The sequence below is a fragment of the Campylobacter sp. BCW_4319 genome, assembly GCF_001764435.1.
Lineage (GTDB): Bacteria > Campylobacterota > Campylobacteria > Campylobacterales > Campylobacteraceae > Campylobacter_D > Campylobacter_D jejuni.
Window position 1 is genome coordinate 21,646 of sequence record NZ_MKAQ01000008.1, and the last position, 24,495, is coordinate 46,140.

General features: G+C 30.4%; 29 protein-coding genes. 9 read left to right on the forward strand and 20 right to left on the reverse strand.

Annotated features, from left to right (window positions below; translation table 11 throughout):
* The first annotated feature begins 12 nt into the window (after positions 1-12).
* Together corA and mog are read left to right on the forward strand one after the other, a co-directional pair.
* A complete protein-coding gene (corA, locus tag AJN56_RS01640; RefSeq protein ID WP_002869030.1) occupies positions 13-996 on the forward strand; it encodes a magnesium/cobalt transporter CorA in 984 nt (327 codons plus the stop codon).
* Between the two features lie 20 nt (positions 997-1,016).
* Positions 1,017-1,559 carry a molybdopterin adenylyltransferase gene (mog, locus tag AJN56_RS01645; RefSeq protein WP_002842823.1) on the forward strand — a complete coding sequence of 181 codons (543 nt, stop codon included), beginning with the start codon at positions 1,017-1,019 and terminating at the stop codon, positions 1,557-1,559.
* Here the strand turns inward: mog and AJN56_RS01650 are convergent.
* On the reverse strand, positions 1,556-1,741 hold the full coding sequence (locus AJN56_RS01650) for a hypothetical protein (protein WP_002825403.1): 186 nt from the start codon (positions 1,739-1,741) through the stop codon (positions 1,556-1,558). The genes mog and AJN56_RS01650 overlap by 4 nt on opposite strands.
* Positions 1,742-1,868: 127 nt before the next feature.
* Here AJN56_RS01650 and AJN56_RS01655 point away from each other — a divergent pair, with 127 nt between their 5' ends.
* From AJN56_RS01655 to AJN56_RS01675, 5 genes are read left to right on the forward strand one after another with little or no spacing between them, the layout of a single operon-like run.
* The gene (locus AJN56_RS01655; RefSeq protein ID WP_002857133.1) at positions 1,869-3,056 is read left to right on the forward strand and encodes a M48 family metallopeptidase; all 1,188 of its coding nucleotides are present in this window, start codon (positions 1,869-1,871) and stop codon (positions 3,054-3,056) included.
* Positions 3,053-3,868 (forward strand): HemK/PrmC family methyltransferase, encoded by an 816-nt coding sequence (locus AJN56_RS01660; RefSeq protein ID WP_002855085.1) that lies wholly within the window; start codon positions 3,053-3,055, stop codon positions 3,866-3,868. Before AJN56_RS01655 ends, AJN56_RS01660 begins: the two co-directional genes overlap by 4 nt.
* 12 nt (positions 3,869-3,880) lie before the next feature.
* Complete coding sequence (locus tag AJN56_RS01665; RefSeq protein ID WP_002869031.1) at positions 3,881-4,351, forward strand: DUF4149 domain-containing protein; 471 nt, start codon at positions 3,881-3,883, stop codon at positions 4,349-4,351.
* Positions 4,352-4,389: 38 nt separating this feature from the next.
* Positions 4,390-5,139, forward strand: a complete 750-nt coding sequence (flaC, locus tag AJN56_RS01670) for a flagellin C (protein ID WP_002854849.1) — start codon at positions 4,390-4,392, stop codon at positions 5,137-5,139.
* 35 nt (positions 5,140-5,174) lie between these two features.
* Entirely contained in the window at positions 5,175-5,807 is a 633-nt protein-coding gene (locus AJN56_RS01675) for a YggS family pyridoxal phosphate-dependent enzyme (protein WP_002855231.1), read from the forward strand.
* Between the two features lie 12 nt (positions 5,808-5,819).
* On the opposite strand, the gene dnaE is transcribed toward AJN56_RS01675, so the two are convergent.
* On the reverse strand, positions 5,820-9,422 hold the full coding sequence (dnaE, locus tag AJN56_RS01680) for a DNA polymerase III subunit alpha (RefSeq protein ID WP_002856846.1): 3,603 nt from the start codon (positions 9,420-9,422) through the stop codon (positions 5,820-5,822).
* 192 nt (positions 9,423-9,614) lie between these two features.
* Between dnaE and AJN56_RS08575 the strand changes: the two genes are divergently transcribed.
* Positions 9,615-9,857 carry a SelT/SelW/SelH family (seleno)protein gene (locus AJN56_RS08575; RefSeq protein ID WP_257406500.1) on the forward strand — a complete coding sequence of 81 codons (243 nt, stop codon included), beginning with the start codon at positions 9,615-9,617 and terminating at the stop codon, positions 9,855-9,857.
* A 12-nt stretch (positions 9,858-9,869) separates the two neighbouring features.
* On the opposite strand, the gene AJN56_RS01685 is transcribed toward AJN56_RS08575, so the two are convergent.
* The 18 genes from AJN56_RS01685 to AJN56_RS01770 form a co-directional block, all read right to left on the reverse strand.
* Positions 9,870-10,199 (reverse strand): ArsC/Spx/MgsR family protein, encoded by a 330-nt coding sequence (locus AJN56_RS01685; protein ID WP_002854966.1) that lies wholly within the window; start codon positions 10,197-10,199, stop codon positions 9,870-9,872.
* Complete coding sequence (locus AJN56_RS01690) at positions 10,196-11,536, reverse strand: class II 3-deoxy-7-phosphoheptulonate synthase (protein ID WP_002857190.1); 1,341 nt, start codon at positions 11,534-11,536, stop codon at positions 10,196-10,198. Before AJN56_RS01690 ends, AJN56_RS01685 begins: the two co-directional genes overlap by 4 nt.
* Positions 11,537-11,559: 23 nt before the next feature.
* Positions 11,560-11,973 carry a hydroxyisourate hydrolase gene (gene uraH / locus AJN56_RS01695; RefSeq protein ID WP_002852246.1) on the reverse strand — a complete coding sequence of 138 codons (414 nt, stop codon included), beginning with the start codon at positions 11,971-11,973 and terminating at the stop codon, positions 11,560-11,562.
* Between the two features lie 132 nt (positions 11,974-12,105).
* Positions 12,106-12,462, reverse strand: a complete 357-nt coding sequence (gene rplS / locus AJN56_RS01700) for a 50S ribosomal protein L19 (protein ID WP_002854824.1) — start codon at positions 12,460-12,462, stop codon at positions 12,106-12,108.
* 10 nt (positions 12,463-12,472) lie between these two features.
* Positions 12,473-13,177: a tRNA (guanosine(37)-N1)-methyltransferase TrmD gene (gene trmD, locus AJN56_RS01705; RefSeq protein WP_002868040.1), complete on the reverse strand. Its 705-nt coding sequence runs from the start codon at positions 13,175-13,177 to the stop codon at positions 12,473-12,475.
* On the reverse strand, positions 13,174-13,713 hold the full coding sequence (rimM, locus tag AJN56_RS01710) for a ribosome maturation factor RimM (RefSeq protein ID WP_002855099.1): 540 nt from the start codon (positions 13,711-13,713) through the stop codon (positions 13,174-13,176). Before rimM ends, trmD begins: the two co-directional genes overlap by 4 nt.
* Positions 13,706-13,948, reverse strand: a complete 243-nt coding sequence (locus tag AJN56_RS01715) for a KH domain-containing protein (protein ID WP_002852144.1) — start codon at positions 13,946-13,948, stop codon at positions 13,706-13,708. Before AJN56_RS01715 ends, rimM begins: the two co-directional genes overlap by 8 nt.
* Positions 13,949-13,950: 2 nt before the next feature.
* A complete protein-coding gene (gene rpsP, locus AJN56_RS01720; RefSeq protein WP_002852274.1) occupies positions 13,951-14,178 on the reverse strand; it encodes a 30S ribosomal protein S16 in 228 nt (75 codons plus the stop codon).
* A gap of 64 nt (positions 14,179-14,242) precedes the next feature.
* Positions 14,243-15,580, reverse strand: coding sequence for a signal recognition particle protein (ffh, locus tag AJN56_RS01725; protein WP_002854913.1), 1,338 nt, complete (start codon positions 15,578-15,580; stop codon positions 14,243-14,245).
* Positions 15,581-15,647: 67 nt separating this feature from the next.
* Positions 15,648-16,400 (reverse strand): RluA family pseudouridine synthase, encoded by a 753-nt coding sequence (locus tag AJN56_RS01730; RefSeq protein ID WP_070246365.1) that lies wholly within the window; start codon positions 16,398-16,400, stop codon positions 15,648-15,650.
* Positions 16,381-17,538 (reverse strand): lipid IV(A) 3-deoxy-D-manno-octulosonic acid transferase, encoded by a 1,158-nt coding sequence (gene waaA, locus AJN56_RS01735; protein WP_002854826.1) that lies wholly within the window; start codon positions 17,536-17,538, stop codon positions 16,381-16,383. Before waaA ends, AJN56_RS01730 begins: the two co-directional genes overlap by 20 nt.
* A complete protein-coding gene (locus AJN56_RS01740) occupies positions 17,535-18,251 on the reverse strand; it encodes a zinc ribbon domain-containing protein (RefSeq protein ID WP_002856929.1) in 717 nt (238 codons plus the stop codon). The genes waaA and AJN56_RS01740 overlap by 4 nt, the downstream gene beginning before the upstream one ends.
* A gap of 9 nt (positions 18,252-18,260) precedes the next feature.
* A complete protein-coding gene (locus tag AJN56_RS01745) occupies positions 18,261-18,986 on the reverse strand; it encodes a Nif3-like dinuclear metal center hexameric protein (protein WP_002854814.1) in 726 nt (241 codons plus the stop codon).
* Entirely contained in the window at positions 18,973-19,836 is an 864-nt protein-coding gene (glyQ, locus tag AJN56_RS01750; RefSeq protein WP_002852069.1) for a glycine--tRNA ligase subunit alpha, read from the reverse strand. Before glyQ ends, AJN56_RS01745 begins: the two co-directional genes overlap by 14 nt.
* 11 nt (positions 19,837-19,847) lie before the next feature.
* Positions 19,848-20,384: a DUF3972 domain-containing protein gene (locus AJN56_RS01755; RefSeq protein ID WP_002852251.1), complete on the reverse strand. Its 537-nt coding sequence runs from the start codon at positions 20,382-20,384 to the stop codon at positions 19,848-19,850.
* Between the two features lie 9 nt (positions 20,385-20,393).
* Positions 20,394-20,888: a 5-(carboxyamino)imidazole ribonucleotide mutase gene (gene purE, locus AJN56_RS01760; RefSeq protein WP_070246367.1), complete on the reverse strand. Its 495-nt coding sequence runs from the start codon at positions 20,886-20,888 to the stop codon at positions 20,394-20,396.
* Positions 20,889-22,142 (reverse strand): peptidase U32 family protein, encoded by a 1,254-nt coding sequence (locus AJN56_RS01765; RefSeq protein ID WP_002869033.1) that lies wholly within the window; start codon positions 22,140-22,142, stop codon positions 20,889-20,891.
* Complete coding sequence (locus AJN56_RS01770; protein ID WP_002858514.1) at positions 22,139-22,834, reverse strand: hypothetical protein; 696 nt, start codon at positions 22,832-22,834, stop codon at positions 22,139-22,141. The genes AJN56_RS01765 and AJN56_RS01770 overlap by 4 nt, the downstream gene beginning before the upstream one ends.
* 202 nt (positions 22,835-23,036) lie before the next feature.
* Between AJN56_RS01770 and glnA the strand changes: the two genes are divergently transcribed.
* Entirely contained in the window at positions 23,037-24,467 is a 1,431-nt protein-coding gene (glnA, locus tag AJN56_RS01775; protein WP_002854995.1) for a type I glutamate--ammonia ligase, read from the forward strand.
* Positions 24,468-24,495 lie beyond the last annotated feature (28 nt).

The window sequence follows — 24,495 nt, forward strand, 5'->3', positions numbered from 1 at the left end:
CAAGGAGCGATCATGCTTTATATTTATATCAAAACTCAAAATGCTTTAGTTCAAAGAATCAATTTTAATCTCGATAGTCAAGAACTACCACAAAATATTTTATGGATTGATTTACTTCATCCAAGTGCAGCAGAAATTGCTTTTATATCAAGTGAATTTAATCTTGAGTTTCCTACAAAAGAAGAAAGGGAAGAAATAGAGCTTAGCGCAAAATATTGGGAAGATAATGCGACAATAACCATCAATGCTCATTTTTTAGTAAGAGATCTTAAAAATAATGAAGAGGATAGGAATTTAATCAAGCTTCGCACAGAAATTGTTACTTTTGCTACCGCTAAAAATATCTTATTTACTATAAGATATAACGAATTTAGCACTTTTGAAGAAATTCAAGCAAGGATTTTAGCTAGTCCAAAGAATTTTGAAGATGGTTTTGATATTATTGATAAAATGTTTGAAGTGCGCGTTGAAAAAGATGCGGATTTACTAGAATGGATAGATAAAGAAGCAAGACGCTTAAGAACAAGTGTTTTAGAAAAAAAAGATGAATATAGTTATGATGAAATGCTAAAGGATATTTCAAGTTTGCAAGAGCTTAATATGCGCGTAAGAGATTCTTTGTTTGATAAGCGTCGCGCTATGACTTCTTTGCTAAAAAGCGATAAAATCGATAAAGATATAAAACAAAATCTCACTATAGTTTTAAAAGACTTAAATTCTTTGGTTGAATTTAGCGTTTCGCAACTTAATATCTTAGATAATATCCAAACCATTTTAGCCAGCCAAATCAACATAGAACAAAACAAAATCATTAAAATTTTCACCGTTGCAACTGTTGCCATGATGCCACCTACTTTAATAGGAACTGTTTATGGTATGAATTTTAAATTTATGCCCGAACTTGAACTTCACTATGCTTATCCCATAGTGCTTGGCGTGATGGTAATTTCTATCATTTTACCTTTGGTTGTTTTCAAGAAAAAAGGATGGTTATAAAAATTTATTAAGGAGAAACAATGGATACAATAAACATAGGAATTTTAACCCTAAGCGATAGAGCAAGTAGTGGCATATACGAAGATAAAGCCACTGCTGAAATTGAAAGAGTGTTAAATTCATATATAAAAAATGATATTATTTATCATAAAGAATTAATCCCTGATGATTATGATTTGATCATTAAAAAATTACTTTATCTAGCAGATGAAAAAAAATGCGATTTGATTGTTACAAGCGGAGGTACAGGTCCAGCACTTCGTGATGTAACCCCAGAAGCCACGGAAGCCGTGTGTGATAAAATGATGCCAGGTTTTGGAGAACTTATGCGCTTAGAAAGTTTAAAATATGTCCCAACAGCTATACTTTCAAGACAGAGTGCAGGAATTCGCAATAAATCTTTTATCATTAATTTACCAGGAAATCCTAAGGCTATAAAAGAATGCCTAGAGCCTGTTTTTCCGGCTATACCTTACTGTATCGATTTGATAGAAGGTGCTTATATAGAAGCAAATGATGAAGTTATTAAGGTTTTTCGCCCTAAGAAAAAATGTCAAAATTAAAATTTATTAGCTCTGATAAGTCTGCTTAATTGTCTAGCAAGCAGACTTGCCGAAGCTTCATCTTTGCTTATCTTTTGCACTTTATTTTTAAACTTACAAAGTCTGTCATCTAAAATCACATCATTGATTGGAATTTTAGGCTTTTCTTTTTGTTTTTGTGAAATCTTTTTCTTAAAAAACATTCTTTAATCCTTTTTTTATAAATATACACCAACTTAGTTGAAAAGAATATTATTTTAGATTTTAAACTATTAACTTTATTTCATTATTTTAAGCTAGAATTCGCAAAAAACCAATCAAGGAAAAATAATGACTTTAATTGCAATTTTATGTCTTTACACAGCACTTTTATCTTGGATTTCCTATGCTCAAATTCGTTTCTTAGAAAGAGAAAAAGACAAACAAGCTCAAATTTTAAGCGAAAAAGACTATCAAAATGCAGCAGATATTGCCATCGAAAATGAAAAATTTAAACTATTTTCCAATTTTTATAATTTAATCATCAGTATTGCATGGATAGGTTTTGGATTTTTATACCTTAAAGAATTACTTATCTTAAACAACACTCGTTTTGAAAATACTTTATTTTTATTATCTTTTTTAATAATCACAAGTATTTTAAATCTACCTTTAAGTATTTATGAAAGTTTTATCAAAGATAAAGCCCATGGTTTTTCAAATATGACTGTAAAACTTTTTATCAAAGATACTATGAAAAGTCTTATTTTAACTTTAATATTTGGATTTTTAATCCTTTATGCTTTGCTTTTTTGCTATGATTTTTTTGGAACTTTTTGGTGGATTGCAGCCTTTATTTTTGCCTTTTGTATTATAGTGATTATAAATCTCATCTACCCTACCTTAATAGCACCTATTTTTAATAAAATGGAAAAACTAGACGATGAAAATTTACTGAAAAAAATCAGCTCTTTAATGAAACAATGTGGGTTCAGTGCAAATGGGGTTTATGTTATTGATGCAAGCAAAAGAGATAAGCGTTTAAATGCTTATTTTGGTGGACTTTTTAAAAGCAAAAGAGTGGTGCTTTTTGATACATTATTAAAAGCCTTAAATGAAAGAGAACTTTTAGCTGTTTTAGGACACGAGCTTGGACATTTTGTTCATAAGGATATTATCAAAGCTTTATTTAACGGCGCTATAACTATGTTTTTACTTTTTTTTGTTTTTGCAAATTTACCTGAATTTGTTTACTTAGAAAGTCATCTAGAAGGAGTAAATGGCGGTGTGTTCGCTCTTTTATTTATCTTTGCAAATATTTTTAGCTTTTTAATCTCTCCTATGCTTAATGCCTTAAGTAGAAAAAATGAATTTGCAGCCGATCAACACGGAGCTAAAGTTACAAGCAAAGAAGATATGAAAAATGCATTGATAGCTCTAGCAAGAGAAAATAAAGCTTTTATAAAAACAAGTAAAATATATACATTTTTTTATCTCAGCCATCCAAGTATTAGTGATAGAATCAAGGCTCTTTCTTGACTATAAAAAATGCTCTTATGGAAGCTAAATCTAGCTTAAAAGGTTATGAAAATGAAGCAGTATTTATACTTTGCGAATATCTAAAAAAAGATAAAGCTTGGTTATTTTTAAACCAAGATATACAAATAGATCATGAACCTTATTTTGAGCTTATAAGGCGTTTTAAATCTGGAGAACCTTTTGAATATATATTTGAAAAAGTAGATTTTTGGGGATTAGAATTTAAGATAAAAAAAGGCGTTCTAATCCCTCGCTACGATAGTGAAATTTTACTTTTTCAAATTTTAAATTTATGCAAAAAAAATACTTTTAATGGGATTTTAGAAATAGGATTTGGAAGCGGAATTTTAAGCATTGTTTTAGCCAAAGAACTTGGGTTAAAAATCACAGCCTGCGATATCAATCCCAAAGCCTTAGAATTAGCTTTAGAGAATGCCAAATTACACAAAGTCGATCACTTGATTGACTTTAAACTTTGTAATTTTAAGCAAATTAAAGAAAATTATGATTTTATTTTTTCAAATCCGCCCTATATTAAAAATTCATATCCTATAGATATTTGGGTGCAAAAAGAACCCAAAGAGGCTTTATTTGGCGGAGAAAAAGGATATGAAATTCTAGAAGAAATCATACATTTTTCCCTTGATAAAAAAGTTAAATTTTTAGCTTGCGAATTTGGCTATGATCAAAAAGAAATTTTGGAAAAAATTTTATATCAAAATAATTTCATTGTTGATTTCTTCAAAGATGAACAAGATTATAATCGTGCTTTTATAGCTAAATTAACAAATATGCGTTATGATAAAAAATAAAAGGAGAAACTCTTGAAAGCTGTTAATTTATTTTTACTTGCCTCCATCATAGGGGTTGAACTCATACTAGGAATAGTTGTTGCACCAACAATTTTTTTTCCTCAAAATCTTATAGGAGAAGGAGTGTTGAGCCATTTTCACAGTGGCTTAATGATGACGCAAATTTTTATTAAAATGGGATATTTGCTGATTTTTGTTTCAGTGGTTAATTTTTTATATGAAATTTATTCTCTTATAAAAGATGAAATGAAATTTCAAATAAAATTTTCAAAATTTATGCTGAGTTTGCTTATTTTGATTTTAAGCTTAATATTTGTTTTTTATTTTACTAATACCATAATTGAACTCCAAAACTTAGGCGAAAACGCTACAAAAACTCAAGAATTTATCAGTATCCATAATGCAAGTGAAGTGGTGATTAAAATCATCTTAATAATGCAAGTTTTTTTATATTTCTTAAGCTTTAAAATAGCAAAAAAATGATAAAATACTAAATAAATCCAAAAGAGAAGGAGTAGGCCATGATGATCTCTGATGCAACTATGATGCAACAAAATTATTATTTAAATAATGCACAAAAAGCTAGCGATAAAGCTTTAGAAAATATTGCAGCTGTTCGCGCAATAAGTGGAGTTGATAGTGCTAATTTAGCTATTGCTGATTCTTTAAGATCTCAATCAAGCACTATAGATCAAGGTGTCGCAAATGCTTATGATGCTATAGGGGTTTTACAAATTGCAGATGCTAGCCTTACCAATATCTCTCAAAGCGCAGATAGACTTAATGAACTTTCAGTAAAAATGAACAATGCTGCACTTAATGATTCTCAAAAAGGAATGCTAAGAACAGAAGCAACACGCATACAAGAATCCATCAATGATTCTTTTAATAATGCAACTTATAATGGAAAAAATGTCTTTCAAACTATGAATTTTGTAGTAGGTAGCGGAACTGAAACTACAAATTTAAATCCATTAGCAACAGGTGGATTAAGCATAGATAATCAAGATAGTATTACAAATTTTATGGATCAACTTGGAAGTTTAAGAAGTGAAATAGGCTCAGGTATCAATGCCATTACATCAAATATTAATGCAAGTGTTCAAAATAGCATCAACTCAAAAGCAGCTGAAAATAATTTACTAAATAATGATATGGCAAAAAATGTTAATGATTTTAATGCCAATTATCTAAAAGAAAATGCTGCTGCTTTTGTTGCTGCGCAATCCAACATGCAGCTTCAAAGCAAAATTGCTAATTTATTACAATAATATAAGCCCTAAATAGGGCTTATTTCTTTATCAAAATGACTTTAGAGCAAATTTTAGAAAAAACCAAAAACGTTCGTCTTGTAGCCGCAAGCAAGTATGTCGATGCAAGTATAATTGAAAAGCTTTTTGATCAAGGTATAGTAGAATTTGGAGAAAATCAAGTCCAAGCTCTAGCACAAAAAAAAGAAAATCTTGATGAAAAAAAACTAGACATAAAGTGGCATTTTATAGGAACGCTACAAAGCAACAAAATCAATCTCTTAATCAAACAAAAACCTATATTATGGCACTCTTGCAATGGTATTAAAATAGCTAAAGCTATGGACAAAAGACTTGATTATAAATTAAATACTTTATTAGAAATCAATAGTGCAAATGAAAATAGCAAAAGCGGTCTAGATCCAAATCAAGCTGTAGAAGAATATTTACAAATACAAGAAGAGTGCTCTAATCTAAATCTTTGTGGCGTAATGAGTATAGGCTCACACAGCCAAGATAAAGAAAGTATTATAAAAAGCTTTGAAACTACATTTAAAATTTATGAAATTCTTCAAAAACATGGGGCTAAGATTTGCTCTATGGGGATGAGTAATGATTTTGAAATTGCTATAAAATGCGGATCCAACTTGGTAAGACTCGGAAGCATTTTATTTAAAAATCTTAAGTAAGAACAATCTTACTTAAGCATATTTATTAGAAATTTCCTCTACTATACTATCAGAGATAATAAAATCTGTATGATAAAGCAAGCAAGATCCCGCACTAATAACTTTTAAAACAAGTTTTTTATTATTTTTTTCATTAGGATTATGTGCATTTCTAGCAATTTCATGAATTTCATAGATTAATTCTCTATTCAATCTTGTCAAATCTAGCTCTATGATATTTTTTTCAAATTCCTTAGGTTCTGCGGTAAAATGATTTTCTTCTTTATTTTTAAAATCTTTTTTTGCTCCAAATTTTTTTATAGCTTTAATCTCGCCATCTTCAAGACTTTGCAAATCTTTAATTGCTTTTAAAAAAAAGCTAGGCTTCTCCCCTCCCTCAGCTTTAAATCCCAATACAAAACCATAGGCATTATTTTTTAAATTTTCATCTTTGATGATGTTTTCTATTTCTTCCACATTGCTTTCAAATACAGTAGCATCAAACGAAGAATAATAATCCAAAATTTCAATTCTACCATAACGCTTATTATTTTTACTCATCATGGATTTGAAATCTTCAATTTTACCTATACTTAAAATTTCTCCATTGTTTTTTAAACTTTCAAAATCTAAACTTTTAACATAATCTATGGCATTAATTTGTTCATAAAATCGATCTAAAGGATGGCCTGAAACATAAATTCCTAAAATTTCTTTTTCATATCCTAATTTTTCCATCACTTCAAATTCTTCATTTTTGGGAGTAAAATTTACTTGAACACCTGAAGTTAATTCCTCTTCACCAAAAAGAGAACTTGCAGCATTTTTTCTTACTTCAGCCATTTTACGCGATGCTTCGCTAAGATTTTCCATATTATCAAACAAAGCTTTTCTAGTAAAACCAAACTCATCAAAAGCCCCTGCCTTAATAAGACTTTCTAATGTTCTACGGTTTATTTTGGTAGGATCTATCTTACCTAAGAAATCATTAATATCCTTAAATTCTCCATCTTGTCTTGCTTCAAGTAAATTTTCAACTGCAGGAATACCCACACTTTTTATAGCCCCAAGTCCGTATATAATAGCATCCTTGCCATCTTGCTCTAAAGCACTAAATTCACGGATCGCTTTGTTAATCGATGGAGGTAAAAGTTTAATATTCATTTTTTTCATCTCATCAATATAAACAGCAATTTTATCCACATTGTTTTCTTCGCTTGTTAAAAGTGCTGCCATAAATTCACTAGGATAATAAGTTTTTAAATAAGCTGTTTGAAAAGTAATCAACGCATAAGCCGCAGAGTGAGATTTATTAAAACCATATCCTGCAAATTTTACGATAAGCTCCCATAAATCCTCAGCTTTTGCTCTATCATATCCTTGTTTTTCTGCTCCATCTGCAAAATCAGTTTTAAGCTTTTTCATCTTCTCAGGATCTTTTTTACCCATAGCACGACGCACTACATCAGCACCTCCTAAAGAAAAGCCACCTATAATTTGAACAATTTGCATAACCTGTTCTTGATAAACAATAACCCCATAAGTAGGTTCTAAAACCTTTTCTAAACTGTCAAAAGGATATTCTATACTTTTTAAACCATGCTTTCTGTCGATAAAATCATCAAGCATTCCTGATTCCATAGGGCCTGGACGATAAAGCGCAAGAACCGCAATGATATCTTCAAAACGCTCTGGTTTTAAGCGTGCATTTAAACTTTGCATACCGCCTGATTCGATTTGAAAAATTCCCAAAGTATTTCCACTTTGTATGGTTTTATAAACTTTGCTATCATTTACATCTATAGTTTCCCAAATAATGTCTTTATTGTAACGCTTTTTAATAAGCTTGATCGCATTATTGATTACTGTTAAGGTTTTAAGACCTAAAAAGTCAAATTTTATCAAATCCACATCTTCTAAATGATCTTTAGAATACTGCGTTACCAAATGTCTTTCATCATTTTTACTTTGTCTAAAAAGCGGAGTTTTCTTCCATAAACTTTCATTAGAAATTACAACACCTGCTGCATGCATACCCGCATTGCGATTTAATCCTTCTAAAGCTCTTGCATACTCCCAAACTTCAGGACCTTTAGGATGACGATCGATAAATTCTTTGATTTTAGGTTCTTTTTCATAAGCAGCATCAAGAGTGATTTTAAGCTCTTCAGGCACAAGTTTAGCAAGCTCATCAGCATCTTGAATACTCATATCACAAACTCTAGCCACATCACGAATCACCCCTTTAGCCAAAAGTTTACCAAAGGTAATCACCTGTGCAACTTTATCTGCTCCATATTTATCAATCACATAGTCAATCACTTCAGCACGTCTGTCTTGACAAAAATCCACATCAATATCAGGCATGCTCACACGCTCAGGATTTAAAAAACGCTCAAAAAGTAGACTATAAGGAATAGGATCTAAATCCGTAATCCTTAAACAATAAGAAACCAAACTTCCTGCAGCTGATCCTCTTCCAGGGCCTACTGGAATACCTTTATCTTTAGCCACTTTAATAAAATCATGAACAATAAGCATATAACCTGAAAATTTCATATTTTTAATGATGTTAATTTCTACTTCAAGTCTTTGTTTGTATTCTTCATGCTTGCTTTCATCGATAAATTTTAATCTCTCTTCAAGTCCCTTTTTGCAAAGTTCTTCAAAAACTATGTCATCATTATCAAAGCTAAATTCTTTTGTTTCTTCAGGTAAGATAATATTATGATCTTTAGCATATTCTCTTGTAAATTTAAAATTCGGTGGAGTGGGATTGCCAAGATTAAGATCTAAATTACATTTTTGTGCGATTTCTTGTGTATTTTCTATAGCTTCTGGAATATCTGCAAAAAGCTCACTCATTTGCTCAGGGCTTTTAACATAAAATTCATGCACACTATGACGCATTCTATCAGGATCATTAAGTTTTTTTCCCATAGCTATACACATAAAAACCTCATGGGCAGCCGCTCTTTCTTTGAAAGTATAATGCGTATCATTTGTAGCAATAATTTTTATATTTAATTCTTTAGAAAGTCTGATAATATCATCATCTATCATTCTTTGGTCGCCTATACCATGACGCATGATTTCAAAATAAAAATCATCTTTAAAAACTTTTTTATACCATAGCGCCGCTTCTTTTGCTGCTTCATAGCCTTTTGCACCAAAACGCACATTTCTTTCACTATAAGTATTTAAGTGCCAATTTACTTCACCTTGCAAGCAAGCAGAAGAGCAAATAAGACCTTCGCTATGATCTTCCAAAAGCTTTTTATTGATACGCGGATAATAATACAAACCTTTAATATAACTTTGAGAACTTAAATACATTAAATTTTGATATCCGATCTCATTTTTTGCATACAAACAAAGGTGAAAACGCTGACGAGAACTTTTATCATCTAATTCATCGTGATTATGTAAATACGCTTCCATACCAATGATAGGTTTTAAACCTTGTGCTTTCATTGTTTGATAAAAATCAATTGCCCCAAACATATTTCCATGATCTGTCATAGCCACACTTGTAGCACCCTGCTCTTTTAAAGTCAAAGCTAATTCTTTAAGCTTATTGGCTCCATCAAGCAAAGAATATTCTGTATGTAAATGCAAATGTGTAAATTGACTCATTTTCTTCCTTTAGTTTTTTAAGGCTTATTTTAATTTTGATAAAAATTATAAATTTTTCTCGCTGAATTTGAAAGAAATTGGCCCTAAATTTCAACTTAAATTTGATAAAAAGGCAAAAATTCAGCCAAAATAAACTATAATAAAATCTAAGATTTTAATCTTAATAAAATGAACTTTTCAAAGGATGAAATGATGAAAGTAAAAATTGCTTATTGCAATCTTTGAAATTATCGCCCACAAGCTGCAAGGGTTGCAGAAGAACTACAAAGCGATTTCAAAGATGTTGAAGTAGAATTTGAAATTGGCGGCAGAGGTGATTTTATCGTTGAAGTAGACGGAAAAGTTATCTTCTCTAAAACACAACTTATTAATTGCGAAAGCGAAAGATTTCCATATCAAAATGAAATTAATCAATTAATAAAAAATAGAGTGTAATCAAACACTCTATCATAACATTTTCTCATATTCCTTACCAATATATATGTTTTGCTCATACTCGATAATAGGACGCTTAATACAACTTGGATTTTCTAATACAATTTTTTCAAGTTCTTTTTCATTTAAATTTTTAACTTTTTCTTTGTTTAAACCAAGTTTTTTAGAAGTTAATCCAGCAGTATTGATAAGTTCTTCAAAAGATTTTTGTTTTAACCATGTGTATAAAATATCTTGATTAATCTTTTTAATATCCATAAAATCAAACACAATGCCTTTTTGTGTTAAAGCATCCATAGCTTTTTTTACAGAATTGCAATTTTTAATACCATAAAGTTTCATTTTCTAGCCTTTTTTACCAAATCTGCGATTAAAAAAGCAAGTTCTAATGCTTGATCCGCATTAAGTCTTGGATCGCATTGAGTCTCATAACGATCTTCCAAGCTTTGAGCAGTAACATTGCTTGCACCACCTGTACATTCTGTTACATCTTTCCCAGTCATTTCAAGATGCACCCCACCTGGATAAACTCCTTCGCTTATTGCAATCTCAAAAAAAGATCTCACTTCTTGCATGATTTTATCAAACTCACGTGTTTTAAAATTACCTGCTTTTACTGTATTTCCATGCATAGGATCTATGCTATATACTAAATTTAAACCTTCACTTTTAAGTTTAGAGAAAATTTTTGGCAAATTATTGATAATTTTATCTGCACCCATGCGGATAATAATATTTAATCTTCCTTCTTCATTATTTGGATTTAAAACATTTGCTAAAGCTATGATATCATCTGCACTTGCACTAGGTCCTATTTTAACCCCTAAAGGATTTTTTACTCCTCTTAAAAAATGTACATGAGCTTCATCAAGCGCTCTTGTTCTTTCACCTATCCAAAGCATGTGAGCTGAACAATCGTAAATTTCTCCACTTAAACTATCCACTCTAGTTAAAGCTTCTTCATAAGGCAAAAGTAAAGCTTCATGTGAAGTATAAACACTAACTTCTCTTAGGCTTGGAGTATTACTTGTATTAATCCCACAAGCTTCCATAAAAGCTAAAGCTTGTGAAATTTTTTCACTGATATCAGTATATTGCTTATGGAGTTCACTCTTTTTTAAAAAACCCAAATTCCAACGATGTACTTCATGCAAATCTGCTAAACCACCCTTAGCAAATCCACGTAACAAATTTAGCGTTGTTGCACTTTGATAATAAGCTTCAAGCATTCTATGTGGATCAGGAATGCGTGCTTGTTCGCTAAATTCAAAACCATTAATAATATCACCACGATAACTAGGAAGACTTATACCATTTAACTCTTCAAAATCACTACTTCTTGGCTTAGCAAACTGCCCTGCAATACGACCAATTTTTACAACAGGACATCCACCGGCAAATGTAAGCACTATAGCCATTTGAAGTAAAATTTTAAACATATCACGGATATTTACAGCGCCAAAATTTTCAAAGCTTTCAGCACAATCTCCACCTTGAAGTAAAAAAGCTTCTTTTTTACAAACTCTTGCTAAAGACTTTTGAAGATTTCTCACTTCTCCAGCAAAAACCAAAGGAGGAAGCTTCTCAAGTCTTGCTAAAACTCTATTCATTTCCTCTTGATCTGGATAGATAGGTTGCTGTTTTATAGGATAGTTTTTCCAAGAATTCTTAGTCCACATGGTTTTTTCTTTCGTTTTATTTATCAGCTTCCTCTATAAGTTGAATAACCAAAAGGAGAAAGGGTTATTGGAACATGATAATGTTTTTGATCTTTAGAAAGCTCAAAACTTACCTCTACAAAAGGATAAAAAGTATTTATTTTGTGTGATGTGTAATAGTCTTTTGTGAAAAATTTAAGCTTATAAATTCCAAAAGCCCTATTTTCAGCTTTTTCATATGGTAATAAATCTCCTATTCTACCATTTTCTTCGGTAAATTCTTCACTTACTTTTTTCCACTGTTGATTTGCTTCCAACTTATAAAGCTCAACTTTTACTTTAGGAGCAGGTTGTCCAGAAGTAATATCCAAGACATGAGTACTTAATTGATATTCAGTAGCACTCAAAAACATTGGCACGCTTGCTAGTATTAATAAAGTTTTTTTAATAGAAAACATTTTCTCTCCTTGTATAATATTTACAAGGAATATTATACAAGAGTATTATTAATAATTAAAATCAAATAATAAAAATTATAAATTAATTATAATTATTTAATTGTTAGGCTTATAATAAAAAATAATTATAAATTATTTTTTAAGCTCTTTAATACGCGCTGCTTTACCGCGTCTATCTCTTAAGTAGAATAATCTTGCACGGCGTACACGACCACGACGCAAAACAGTAATACTTTCTAAACTTTCACTATAAATAGGGAAAATTCTCTCAACGCCAACATTATTAGCGCCCATTTTACGCACGATAAAAGTTTCACTTACTCCATTACCTCTTCTAGCAATACAAATACCCTCAAAATTTTGGATTCTTGTTTTATCCCCTTCTTTGATGCGAATTGCAAGCTTTAAAGTATCACCAGCACGAAAATCTGGAACATTTTTACCTTCAATTTGTTTTGCTTCAAATTGTTCTATATATTTATTTTTCATAAAAAATCCCTTATTTTTTGCGTTCATGCTCTAAAAATAAATCTGGACGAAAAAATTTCGTTTTGCAAGACGCCAAAGTAGTTTTTAAACTTGCAATTCTAGCGTGATTACCCTTTAAAAACTCTGAAGGAGTATAAAATTTTTTATTTTTTTTCTCAAAAATAAAAGGTTTTGAAAAAGCAGGCGCTTCGAGTAAATTATTTTCAAAGCTTTCTTCTTCCAAACTTTCCATATTTCCTAAAACCCCGTTAACATTTCTTAAAATCGCATCACACATTACAAGCGCAGGTAATTCTCCTCCTGTTAAAATAAAATCCCCTATGCTAAAAACTTCATTCGCAAAAATTTCAAGCACTCTTTCATCTATACCTTCATAGCGCCCGCATACAAAAACTATATGTTCTTTTTTACTTAAGCGTTTGGCGTCTTTTTGATTAAAGGTTTTACCACTTGGATTTAAAAAAATAAAATAGGGATTTTCTTTTTTTTCTTGAATACTTCTTAGCACCTCATACATAGGTTCAGCTTGCATCAAAAGTCCAGCTCCACCACCTATTTTATAATCATCGACTTTATGATAAGAATTTTTAGAAAAATCTCTTGGATTATAAAAATTAAGTTTGAAAAGTTTTTTTTCTTTTGCTCTTGCAAGTATAGAATCTTGAAAGTAAAATTCCATAAGATTAGGGAACAAAGAAACGAAGCTAAATTTCATGAATTTTCTAAAATTAAAAAAGCATCTTGCGTACAAAAAATCTGTCGTTTTTCTATATCTATATTTTTAACAAATTTATCTAAATATGGAATAAAAAATATTTTAGGATATTTTTTTTCAACCCATTTTTCATCACTTTGAATTTCAAATAAATAAGAAGCTCCAGTTTCCAAGATATCAATCACTTTACCTAATCTTTTATCTTCTTCAAAAACTTCACACTCTAAAATATCAAAATAAAAAAACTCATCTTTTTTTAATTTACAAGTTTGTCTGCTTTTCTCGATACTCTGAAAAAGAATAAGATTAATTAATTCTTTGGCCTTTTCTATATCTTCATAATTTTCAAATAAAACAGTAGAATTGCTTGCATTATAATGCTTAATCTTTAACATTTCTTTGGTGTTTTTTATAAAAAAAGTAGCATCTTTTTTAAATTGAGAAGAAAAGTCGCTCAGGTTATGCAATTTTACATAACCCTTAAGACCCACAGTTTTACCAAGTTTTGCAACTTGAACAAAATCTTTTTCACTCAAGTGCTTTTACCGTTACTCTATAAGAACTTGCATCCTTGCTCTTATAAGCAGAGATTACGGTTTTTATAGCATTGATCATTTTTCCATTTTTACCTATAAGCTTACCTGTATCAACCTTATGTGCAAAAAGAACAATCTCAAAAAAATTTTCACTTAATTCAATTTTTTGAGTATCAATCTGTTCAGGATAATCTGCAATTAATTTTGCGTATTCTCTAAGAAAATTCTCTACCATGATTATTTGCTAGTGATAGAAGCAACTTTATCGCTAAGTTTTGCACCAACACTTTTCCAATAAGCTAAACGCTCTGCATCAACTTTAATTACCTCAGGTTCTACCATAGGATTATAATACCCAATACTTTCTATCCAACCACCATCACGACGTTTTCTACTGTCTGTAACTACAATACGATAAAATGGTCTTTTAGTTCTACCCATTCTTGTAAGTCTAATAACTGTCATTTATACTCCTTAAAAATTAAAAATTTTATTTATAGATACTATAAAAAGTATTTATAAATAAAATTTAAAATTGCCTTCTAGCTTGACTCATCATCTGTGTTAAACTTTCCATTCCTTTTTTACCTGAAAATCTTTTTGCAAGCTTTGCTGCATTGCTAAATTGTTTTAAAAAACGATTGACTTCTACCTGAGAAAGACCTGCTCCCTCTGCTATACGACGCTTTCTAGCATTATTTAATAAATCAGGATTTTCTCTTTCTTTTGGAGTCATTGAAGAAATCATTGCTTTAATGCGTATGATTTCTTTAGAATTATCCAAATCTATATCTTTTACCGCATTTGCCATTCCGCCAAGTCCTGGTATCATGCCGATTAAAGATTTCATACTTCCCAATTTTTTAATACTTTCCATTTGATTAAGAAAATCATTAAAATTAAACTCCCCTTTTTTAATTTTTTGATTGAGTTTTTTAGCCTCTTTTTCATCAATAATCGCAGCAGTTTTTTCAGCTAAAGTTGCCAAATCACCCTCACCCATAATACGACTTACTATACGATCTGGTATAAAAACTTCTAAATCTGCTACTTTTTCACCCACACCAATAAATCTTAAAGGAATACCGATTTGTTTTGCTATACCTAAGGCTACTCCACCTTTAGTATCTGCATCAAATTTTGATAAAATTACCCCGCTGATACCTAAAACTTCATTAAAACTAGCCGCAGTCTTAACCCCATCTTGACCACTCATTGCATCAGCAACATAGAAAATCTCATCAGGATTTAAAACATCCTTAACTACTTTTAATTCATTCATCAAAGCCTCATCTATAGCCAAACGTCCAGCAGTATCCACAAGCAAAACATCCACCATAGAACTTTCAGCCTTTTTTAAAGCCTCTTTAGCAACCCTAATAGGATCTTTTTCATTTTCTATAAAGAAAAGTTCAATTTCATTAGCTTCACAAAGTTGTCTTAGCTGCTCCACTGCCGCTAGACGCTGTAAATCACAAGCTGCAACTAAAACTTTTTTATTGCGTAATTTTAAATAATTTGCAAGTTTGATAGTGCTTGTAGTCTTACCGCCCCCTTGCAAACCTGCCATTAGAACTACTGTTGGGGGTTTAGAAGCAAAAACAAAACCTTGATTTTTGCCATTGACACTTAAAATATTTTCTAAATTTACTTTAATGGCATTTAAAAATTGTTTTTGACCTATTCCGTTTTGCTTTACATCTTCTTCTATCAAAGTCAAAAGCTCTTTAGTTACCTTATGGTGAACATCTGCTTTTAAAAGAGCTTTTTTTAAGGTTTCTAAAGCGTTCTTAAGTGCTTTTTCATCATCAACAAAACGTAATTTATTAATCGCTGATTTAAAAGATTCGCTAACTAACTCAAACACTTTATCACCTTTCTATAAAATTTTTAAATTAAACCTTGCATTATACAAAATTTTTTCTTAAATGGCTTTAAAAATCTAAATTTTTTATCTCAAAGCCAACTTTTGCAAAACTATTATCTAGCTCAGCCTTAAAATAATAATCAAAAATTTTAATTTCATAACTATGTAAATACATTCTATCGCTTGAAATTTTAGCATATTTTTCATCACCTACAACGCCATGTTTTATAAATTTAGCATGCACTCTGATTTGATGAGTTCTACCTGTTTGAATGACTATTTTTGTTAAGGTTTTTTTTGACTGCATCATAATAGGAGTAATGATGCTTAAGGCACTTAAACCATCTTTTGAAACTTTACTTAACGCCCCGCCTTTTGCTTTTATGGTAAAAATAGGCTCATTCACTTCAACCTCTTCAGCCAAAACCCCATCTAAAACCGCAATATAACTTTTATAAACTCTATGTTTTTTAAATTCTTCTATACAAAGCTTTCTAAAATCTTCATCTTTGCAAAGCAAAATCACACCGCTTGTTTCTTTGTCTAAACGATTTAAAAGCTTGGCATTAAATTTTTTCTCCAAGTCTTCGCTCACATAAGCATAAGGTTTATTAATAGCAATAATCTTATCATTTTCAAAAATAATTTGAGGATTTTTGGTTTTTATCACATTAAATCTTGCCTTATCGCTCATCAAAGCTCTAGCAACCACAACTTTTTTTCCATGTGAAAAAACACAACCCTTATCAATCAAATCTTTAGCTTCACGATTTGAAATTTTTTCTTGCAAAGCTAAGAGTTTATAAGCTTTTTCTTGCATCAATTCCCTTTTGTATGGTCTGTATAATAAGATCTAAATTTTCTTTTTTGGAAATTTTAACTTTTAAATTTAAATAATGAATTTTATCATTTAAATCTTTTAAATTTTCGCAAAAATATACATTTTCTACTTCTTCAAATAAAGCCTTTTGATTATGAATAAATTTCCCACTGATTAATACATTGTCAAAATATGCCACTTCTATAGGATTGTGTCCTCCTATGCCTTCTATGAAAGAACCTCCAAGCACAACAACATCAGAAATTGCATAAAAATTTACAAGCTCTCCTAAAGCATCTAAAAGCAAAATTTTTTTAGCAAATTTCTTATTTTCATCTTTTAAAGAACTAAATTTTTCAAATTCCAAACCTTTGTTTAAAAGCAAATTTTCAACTTCTTTAAAACGCTCAGGGTGTCGTGGGGCGATAATGAGTTTTTCATTTTCTTCTAGTTTAAAATGATCAAGCAAAAGCTCTTCTTCGTCCTTATGAGTACTGGCAAAAATGATAAGTTTTTCTTTGGGCTTGGTATAAATTTTATTATTTTTAATTTCTAAATTTGCCTTAATATTTTTAAAAATTTTAACATTTTTAGCTCCCAAACTTTCAAGTCTTACTTTATCTAATTCACTTTGAGCAAAAACTTCATCAATATAAGAAAAAATTTTTTTATAAAAAAAAGAAAATCTTTGATAAGAATGATAAGATTTATCAGATATTCTTGCATTAAGCAAAATAATCTTAGTTTTATAAATGTGTGCCATGAAAACAAGCATAAGCCAATATTCTGCTTCAAAAATTACCAAAACCTTACAAGGCTTAAACCAAAAAGGCAAAAAATTTTCAAAAGCAAGATAATTTACCTTTTTACAAAATTCTTTTGCATATTCAAAACCTGTTTGAGTAATAGTAGTTATTCTTGAATCAAATTTCAAAACCAAAGTTTTAATACTTCTTACCTCCCCGTAAGAACAAGCATGAAAATGTACATCAGCTTTTTCTTGATGTAAATTTTTATAAAGAAAAAATCGGGATTTTAAACTAGTTTTGTATTTGGATTTTAAAAAAGAAAGCAAAAGAATAAAGACGGCACAAAATAAAAATGCCGCCCAAGTTAAAAAATAATAAAAAAAGATCAATTTTGTTCTTCTTGCTCTTTATAAAGAATTCTTCCACAATGAGGGCAAGTTACAATCTCTTCACCTTTTACAACAGACAGATAAGTCTTATCGTAAATTTTCATAAAACATCCATAGCATGCTTGTTTTTTAACAGGAACTACAGCAGTATTTTTCGCCCATTTGCGAATTTTTTCATAAAAACTTAAAACTTTTTGATTCATCTCGCCCACAAGTTTGGTTTTTTTATCATAAACACTCATTCTATCTTTTTCAAGAACTTCCATTTCAGATTTAATGCTTACTCTAATCTCATTAATATTTTGCTCTTGTTTAATTTTTTCTTCTTCAAGTTCTTTTTTATAAGTTTCTTTATTCTCTAAAATTTTATCCAGTCTTACAATTTCATCATTTGCAGCGTCTAATTGCTCTTTTGCAATATCTTCTTCAATTTTTAAAGCATTAGCTTCTTTTTCTGTTTTTACTGCACCACTTTTTTTAGAAAGCTCTTTAATTTTTGCCGAAAACTCAGAAATATGAGCATTATTTTGTACTTTTTGATTTTCTATATCTTTGATTTCTTCATCGATTTTTTCTAAATCTGTGTTGATTTTTCCTATTTTTAACTCAGCATCTTTTAAAGTCCTATTAATACTGTCTATTTTTGGTTCATAACTATCAATTTCTTGATCTATTTTTGATAAAAGCACTAATTGTTCGAGATATTTATTCATTTATTTTCCTTAAAAATATTGAAATGGATTTTTTGAAACTGTTATTATAACTTGTAGCGGCAAATTTTTCAAGTCTTTTGCTAAACATTGAGAAAAATATCTCTCACTTTCAAAATGACCCAAATCAATAAGACTGATTTGATTACTAAGCGCCTCTAAAGCTTGATGATATTTAAAATCTCCGCTTAAAAAACAATCCGCATCTACTTTAGAAATTAAATCCCCGCCACTTCCAGTACATATAGCAATACGCTTAATGTCTTTTTTACCACAATTGCTTACACGTAAAATTTGTAAATTTAACTTTTTTTTCACCCAGTCACACAAAGCTTCAAAAGATATAGAATTTTCTACATAAATTAAAAATTCGTCTTTAAAAGAAATTTTAAAACCTAAAATTTCTTCCGTAAAATAAATATTTAAATGACTTAAATCGTAATTTGTATGCATGCTGATTAAAGAAATATTTTTACAAATCATTTCTTTAATAAAAGCTCTAGGATAAGTCTTGTCATATAAATCTTTTAAACCTTTAAATATCAAAGGATGGTGTGTGATAATTAAAGAATTTTCACTCGCTTCTTTAATGATATTTTCATCAATATCTAAGCTTAAATAAACAGTTGAAATTTCACTATCCCTATCTCCAAGCAAAATTCCACTATTATCCCATGATTCTTGGATATCAAAGGGACTTAATTGATCTAAAAAATTATAAATTTCACTCAGCTTCATTTAAATTTTTCTTATAAATTTCAGCACAATTTTTTGAAAGTTCACGAATTTTTAACATATAATCTTGTCTTTGTGCTACAGAAATTGCTCCTCTTGCATCTAAAAGATTAAAAGTATGTGCAGCAAGCATACAATAATCATAAGCAGGTAAAGCTAGTCCTTGTTCTAAAATATTTTTACATTCTTTGTAAGAATTTTCAAACTGCTCATTTAAGATCTTAACATCACTTACTTCAAAATTGTATTTACTAAATTCATATTCACTTTGCTTATGCACATCTGCGTATTTAATTTTTTCTCCATTAAATTCACTCCAAACTATATCATAAACATTATCAACATTTTGAAGATACATGGCTATTCTTTCAAGACCATAAGTAATTTCAGCACTTACTAAATCTACTGCTATACCGCCAACTTGCTGAAAATAAGTAAATTGAGTGACTTCCATACCATCAAGCCATACTTCCCAGCCTAAACCCCAAGCACCCAAACTTGGACTCTCCCAATTATCTTCAACAAAACGAATATCATGACTTTTTAAATCAAAACCCAAATTTTCAAGACTTTTAAGATATAATTCTTGGATATTATCAGGACTAGGTTTAATCAAAACTTGAAATTGATAATAAGCACCTAAGCGATTAGGATTTTCACCATAACGTCCATCAGTAGGCCTTCTACTTGGAGCCACATAAGCAGCTGCCCAAGGTTTTTTTCCTAAACTTCTTAAAAAAGTTGCTGGATGAAAGGTTCCTGCACCTGCTGGCATATCATAAGGTTGCATAATCGCACAACCTTGCTCTTGCCAATAATTTTGTAAATTAAGTATCATTTGTGAAAAAGTCATTGTATCTCTCTTTATTGCTCCATATTTTCAATAGGTTTTTCTAAATTTTTATTCATTTCCAAATCAGGCTCTGTCTTAGCTCCAAAAATTTCTGCGGTTTTACTCCACATTAATTTATATTTACGCTTGAGAAATTCTATCTCTTCACGCGCATGTTTTAGCTCATTGTTTAAGGTTTCTATAGTTTTTCTATCTTCATCATAAAGTTCTTGCATAGAATAAAGAGCGTCTTTTAAAAATTTATTCTCATTTTTTAATGCTTCAAGTGTTTCATCTTTAGCATCTAAAACTTTTTCATGCAAATTTAAAATAGTTCCTATTGTTTTTTCAACAAAACTTTCTCCTGCTAAAGTCATTGAATTTACCATTGCAGTTTGAGATTTTGCAGAACTAGGTACTACACTAAAAGTACCTTGATGAGCTTCGATGTAAATTTTACCCTCTTCTTCTTTAAAATTTAAAGCCCCATTGGCCATCATACCCTTAACCACATCTTCATTTAAATGCACAAGTTTACAAAATTCTTCAAGTTCAAGATAGGTTTGCATTTTTATCCCTTATAATAAAACTTCTACTTCTTTTGAATCAGATACAAGTTTTTTTTCTTTTTCAAGACGATCTTCTTTAAGCTTTTGTGCTAAATCAACATCATAAATAGCTAAAATTTGCATAGCCAAATAAGCAGCATTGATCGCTCCAGCCTTACCAATAGCTAAAGTTCCTACAGGAATTCCACTAGGCATTTGCACCGTAGAAAATAAAGAATCCATACTTGCAAGATTGCTTCCTGACATAGGCACTCCCAAAACAGGTTTTGTTGTATAAGCTGCAACAGCTCCAGCTAAATGCGCTGCCATTCCAGCTGCTGCTATAAAAACTTTCGCACCTTTTTCTTCAGCATTTGCAATATACTCTTTTGTTCTTTTTGGACTACGATGAGCTGATGAGATGATAAGTTCATACTTTACCCCAAAACTTTCTAAAGTTTTAATAGCCTCTTTCATAGTCTCATAATCACTCTTGCTTCCCATTAAAATAGAAACAAAATTCATCTATATTTCCTTTCTTAAAAAACTTAATGCACTGATTTTATTTGGTAATTGGATTTCATGTTCATTGCCACTATGAATTTCGCTAAATTCTTTATTGTTTTTAGCAATGAGTTTTTTAAACTCTATAAAATATTTATCCTCTTTTTGATAAATTTTACCTAGTTCATTATCGCAAGTTTGAATCACATCGCCTAAAGGGGCTAAAATTTCATAAGGCGTGTTTAAAACGATTTTCCCTTTACATTTAAAAAAGCTTCCATCTTCGCTTATAGCATGCACTTGATGAGAACCTTCTTCTATGCTTGTATTATGATTTTGCGTGTCGGTTTTTTCCAAAGGACGCGAAACAAGATAGCCATCTGTAAAACCACGATTTTTAAGTGTAGCAATCTCTTTTTCATACTTACTTGACTCAAATTTACCCTCTAAAGCATCTTGTATGGCCATTTTATAAGTCCTTGTTGTAAGCGCAACATAATATTCGCTTTTAGTACGCCCTTCTATTTTAAAAGCACTGATACAATTTTCTTGCATGATTTTTTCTATATAAGAACAAAGATTTAAATCCTTAGAATTAAACACATGAGTACCATTTTCATCTTCTTCTAAACGAAATAAAGTACCATTTTCTGGATTTTTAGCATAAAGCTCATAATTAAATCTGCAATCATTTGCACAAGATCCACGATTGCTCATTCTTCCACTTTGCACAGAGCTTATTAAACAACGCCCTGAATAAGCAAAACACATAGAACCATGCACAAAAGCTTCAAGTTCAATATCGCAATTTTCTTTTAAAGCTTTAGCATCTTTAAGTCCTAATTCTCTCGCAATTACAACCCTTTTAGCACCCATATCCTTATAAACTTGAGCATCTAAATAATTTAAAATATTTGCCTGAGTAGAAACATGTAAAGAAATTTCAGGTGCAAGCTCTTTAACAAGACGCATAGCGCCAACAGAAGCTACGATAAAAGCATCAGGTTTCATCTCACGCAATTTTAAAATATGTCTTTTTAAACCTTCAATTTGAAAACTCAAATGAAAACCATTTAAAGTAACATAAATTTTCTTACCACGCTCATGAGTATATTTGATAGCTTCTTCAAAACTTTCATAATTAAATTCTCTTGCAGTGCGTGATCTTAAAGAAAAATTATTCACACCTGCATAAACCGCATCTGCACCATAAGCTAAAGCAATTTTTAATTTTGTGAAATTTCCTGCAGGAGCTACTATTTCAGGAATGATCATTTTTGCCCTAAACTTGCAATTAAAGCTTCTATATCATCATTACTTACAACATCAGCAGTACTATCACCTTCAATATGCACTGCAGAACTTACACGTTTTTTATCATCAATTTTACCTTCAAATAAAGAACTCATATAACGGCTTAAAGCACGCATTACATTAATAACACGTTCGATTTTTTGACGATGTATATCTTGATACTGCATTGCATCCATTGCCATCATCACTTCATCTTGTCCGCTTTGAAGATTTCCGACAATCTCCTTAGAACTTTTTTTAGCTTGATTGTTTAATTCTAAAACTTCACTGAAACTTTCCACATTAGGAAATTTTTCATTAAGTTTAGAAAAAATATCAATATTTTTTTCTATTGCTTTATTTATTTCTTTGAGTAAACTTTCAGAATCCGCAAAAAAATTATTAATACTTTCAAGCTTATCCATCATTTCCGTTGCTTTAAGCTCGCTATCTTTTGTAACATCATCTAACTGATGTACAACTTTATGCTCCTGATTTGGTGGGGGTGGTGGCCATACTACACTAGGATTAGGTTTGTAATCGGCTATTTTGACATCTTCTAACATCAAAGCATCTTCTTCGGTATTCGATTCTTCGGTTTTTACCTCTGCTTCTGTCTCTGAATCAAGATCAACATCACCATTCATCAAAGCATCAAGCTCTTCTTGAGTCATTTTTTTCCCTTTTTTAAATCTAGATTTTCAATAATTGCTTAAAATTATAATCAATTTTATCTAAAACAAAAATATAAATTTTTATTTTTTAATCTTTTTAAATTAAATTTTTAAATTTATTAAAAAAAATATATTAATTAAATCTTAATTAAAAATTTTATGATATAATTTTATAAATTTAATTACATAAAGGAGTAAAAATATGGGAAAATTTGTTAATAATATAGATGATTTTTTCAAATTTTGCAAACAAAATGAAGTGCTTTTTGTTGATTTTCGTTTTACAGATATGATAGGAACTTGGCATCATATTACCTATAATCTTCATGCAATCAATGAAGAAACATTTCAAACTGGCATTCCATTTGATGGAAGCTCAATCCATGGATGGCAACCTATAGAAAAATCAGATATGATTTTAAAACCTGATGCTCAAAGTGCTTTTTTAGATCCTTTTACGGCTGATCCTACTATCATAGTATTTTGTGATGTGTATGATATTTACAAAGGACAAATGTATGAAAAATGTCCAAGAAGCATAGCAAAAAAAGCAATGGAACACCTTAAAAATAGTGGCATAGCTGATACTGCTTACTTTGGACCAGAAAATGAATTCTTTGTTTTTGATAGTGTAAAAATAGTTGATACTACTCATTGTTCTAAGTATGAAGTTGATACCGAAGAAGGAGAGTGGAATGATGATAGAGAATTTACCGATAGCTACAATACTGGACACAGGCCAAGAAACAAAGGTGGATATTTTCCAGTTCAGCCAATTGATTCTTTAGTAGATATTCGTTCTGAAATGGTTCAAACCCTTGAAAAAGTAGGTCTTAAAACTTTTGTTCATCATCATGAAGTTGCACAAGGACAAGCTGAAATAGGAGTAAATTTTGGCACGCTTGTAGAAGCAGCTGACAATGTTCAAATTTATAAATATGTTGTAAAAATGGTAGCTCATTTAAATGGCAAAACTGCCACTTTTATGCCAAAACCTTTATACGGAGATAATGGCAATGGTATGCATGTTCATATGAGCTTATGGAAAGATGGAGTAAATTTATTTTACGATAAAGATGGATACAGTGGACTTAGTCAAACTGCTATAAATTATATAGGTGGAATTTTAAAAAATGCTAGAAGTGTTGCAGCTTTTACAAATCCAAGTTCCAACTCTTACAAAAGAATAGTTCCTGGCTTTGAAGCTCCTTGTATTTTAACTTATTCTTGTCAAAACAGATCAGCAAGTTGTCGCGTTCCTTATGGCATAGGTAAAAATTCAGCTCGTATAGAAATTCGCTTCCCTGATAGCACTGCTAATCCTTATTTAGCTTTTGTTAGTCTTTTAATGGCAGGTCTTGATGGAATCAAAAATAAAACCATTCCTGTAGGTCCTATGGATGAAAATTTATTTGATCTTACTCTGGATGAAATACGTGAAAAAGGGATAGAGCAATTACCACATACTCTAAGAGGAAGTTTAGAAGCTTTAATCCGACATAATTCTTATTTAAAACCTGTAATGAGCGATATTTTTATCGATGACTATCAGCATTTAAAATTTGAAACACAAGTTTGGCCAGTAGAAGCTCGTCCAACTGCTTATGAATTTAAAACTTGCTACTCTTGCTAAAAATTTAATGGCGTTTAACACGCCATTA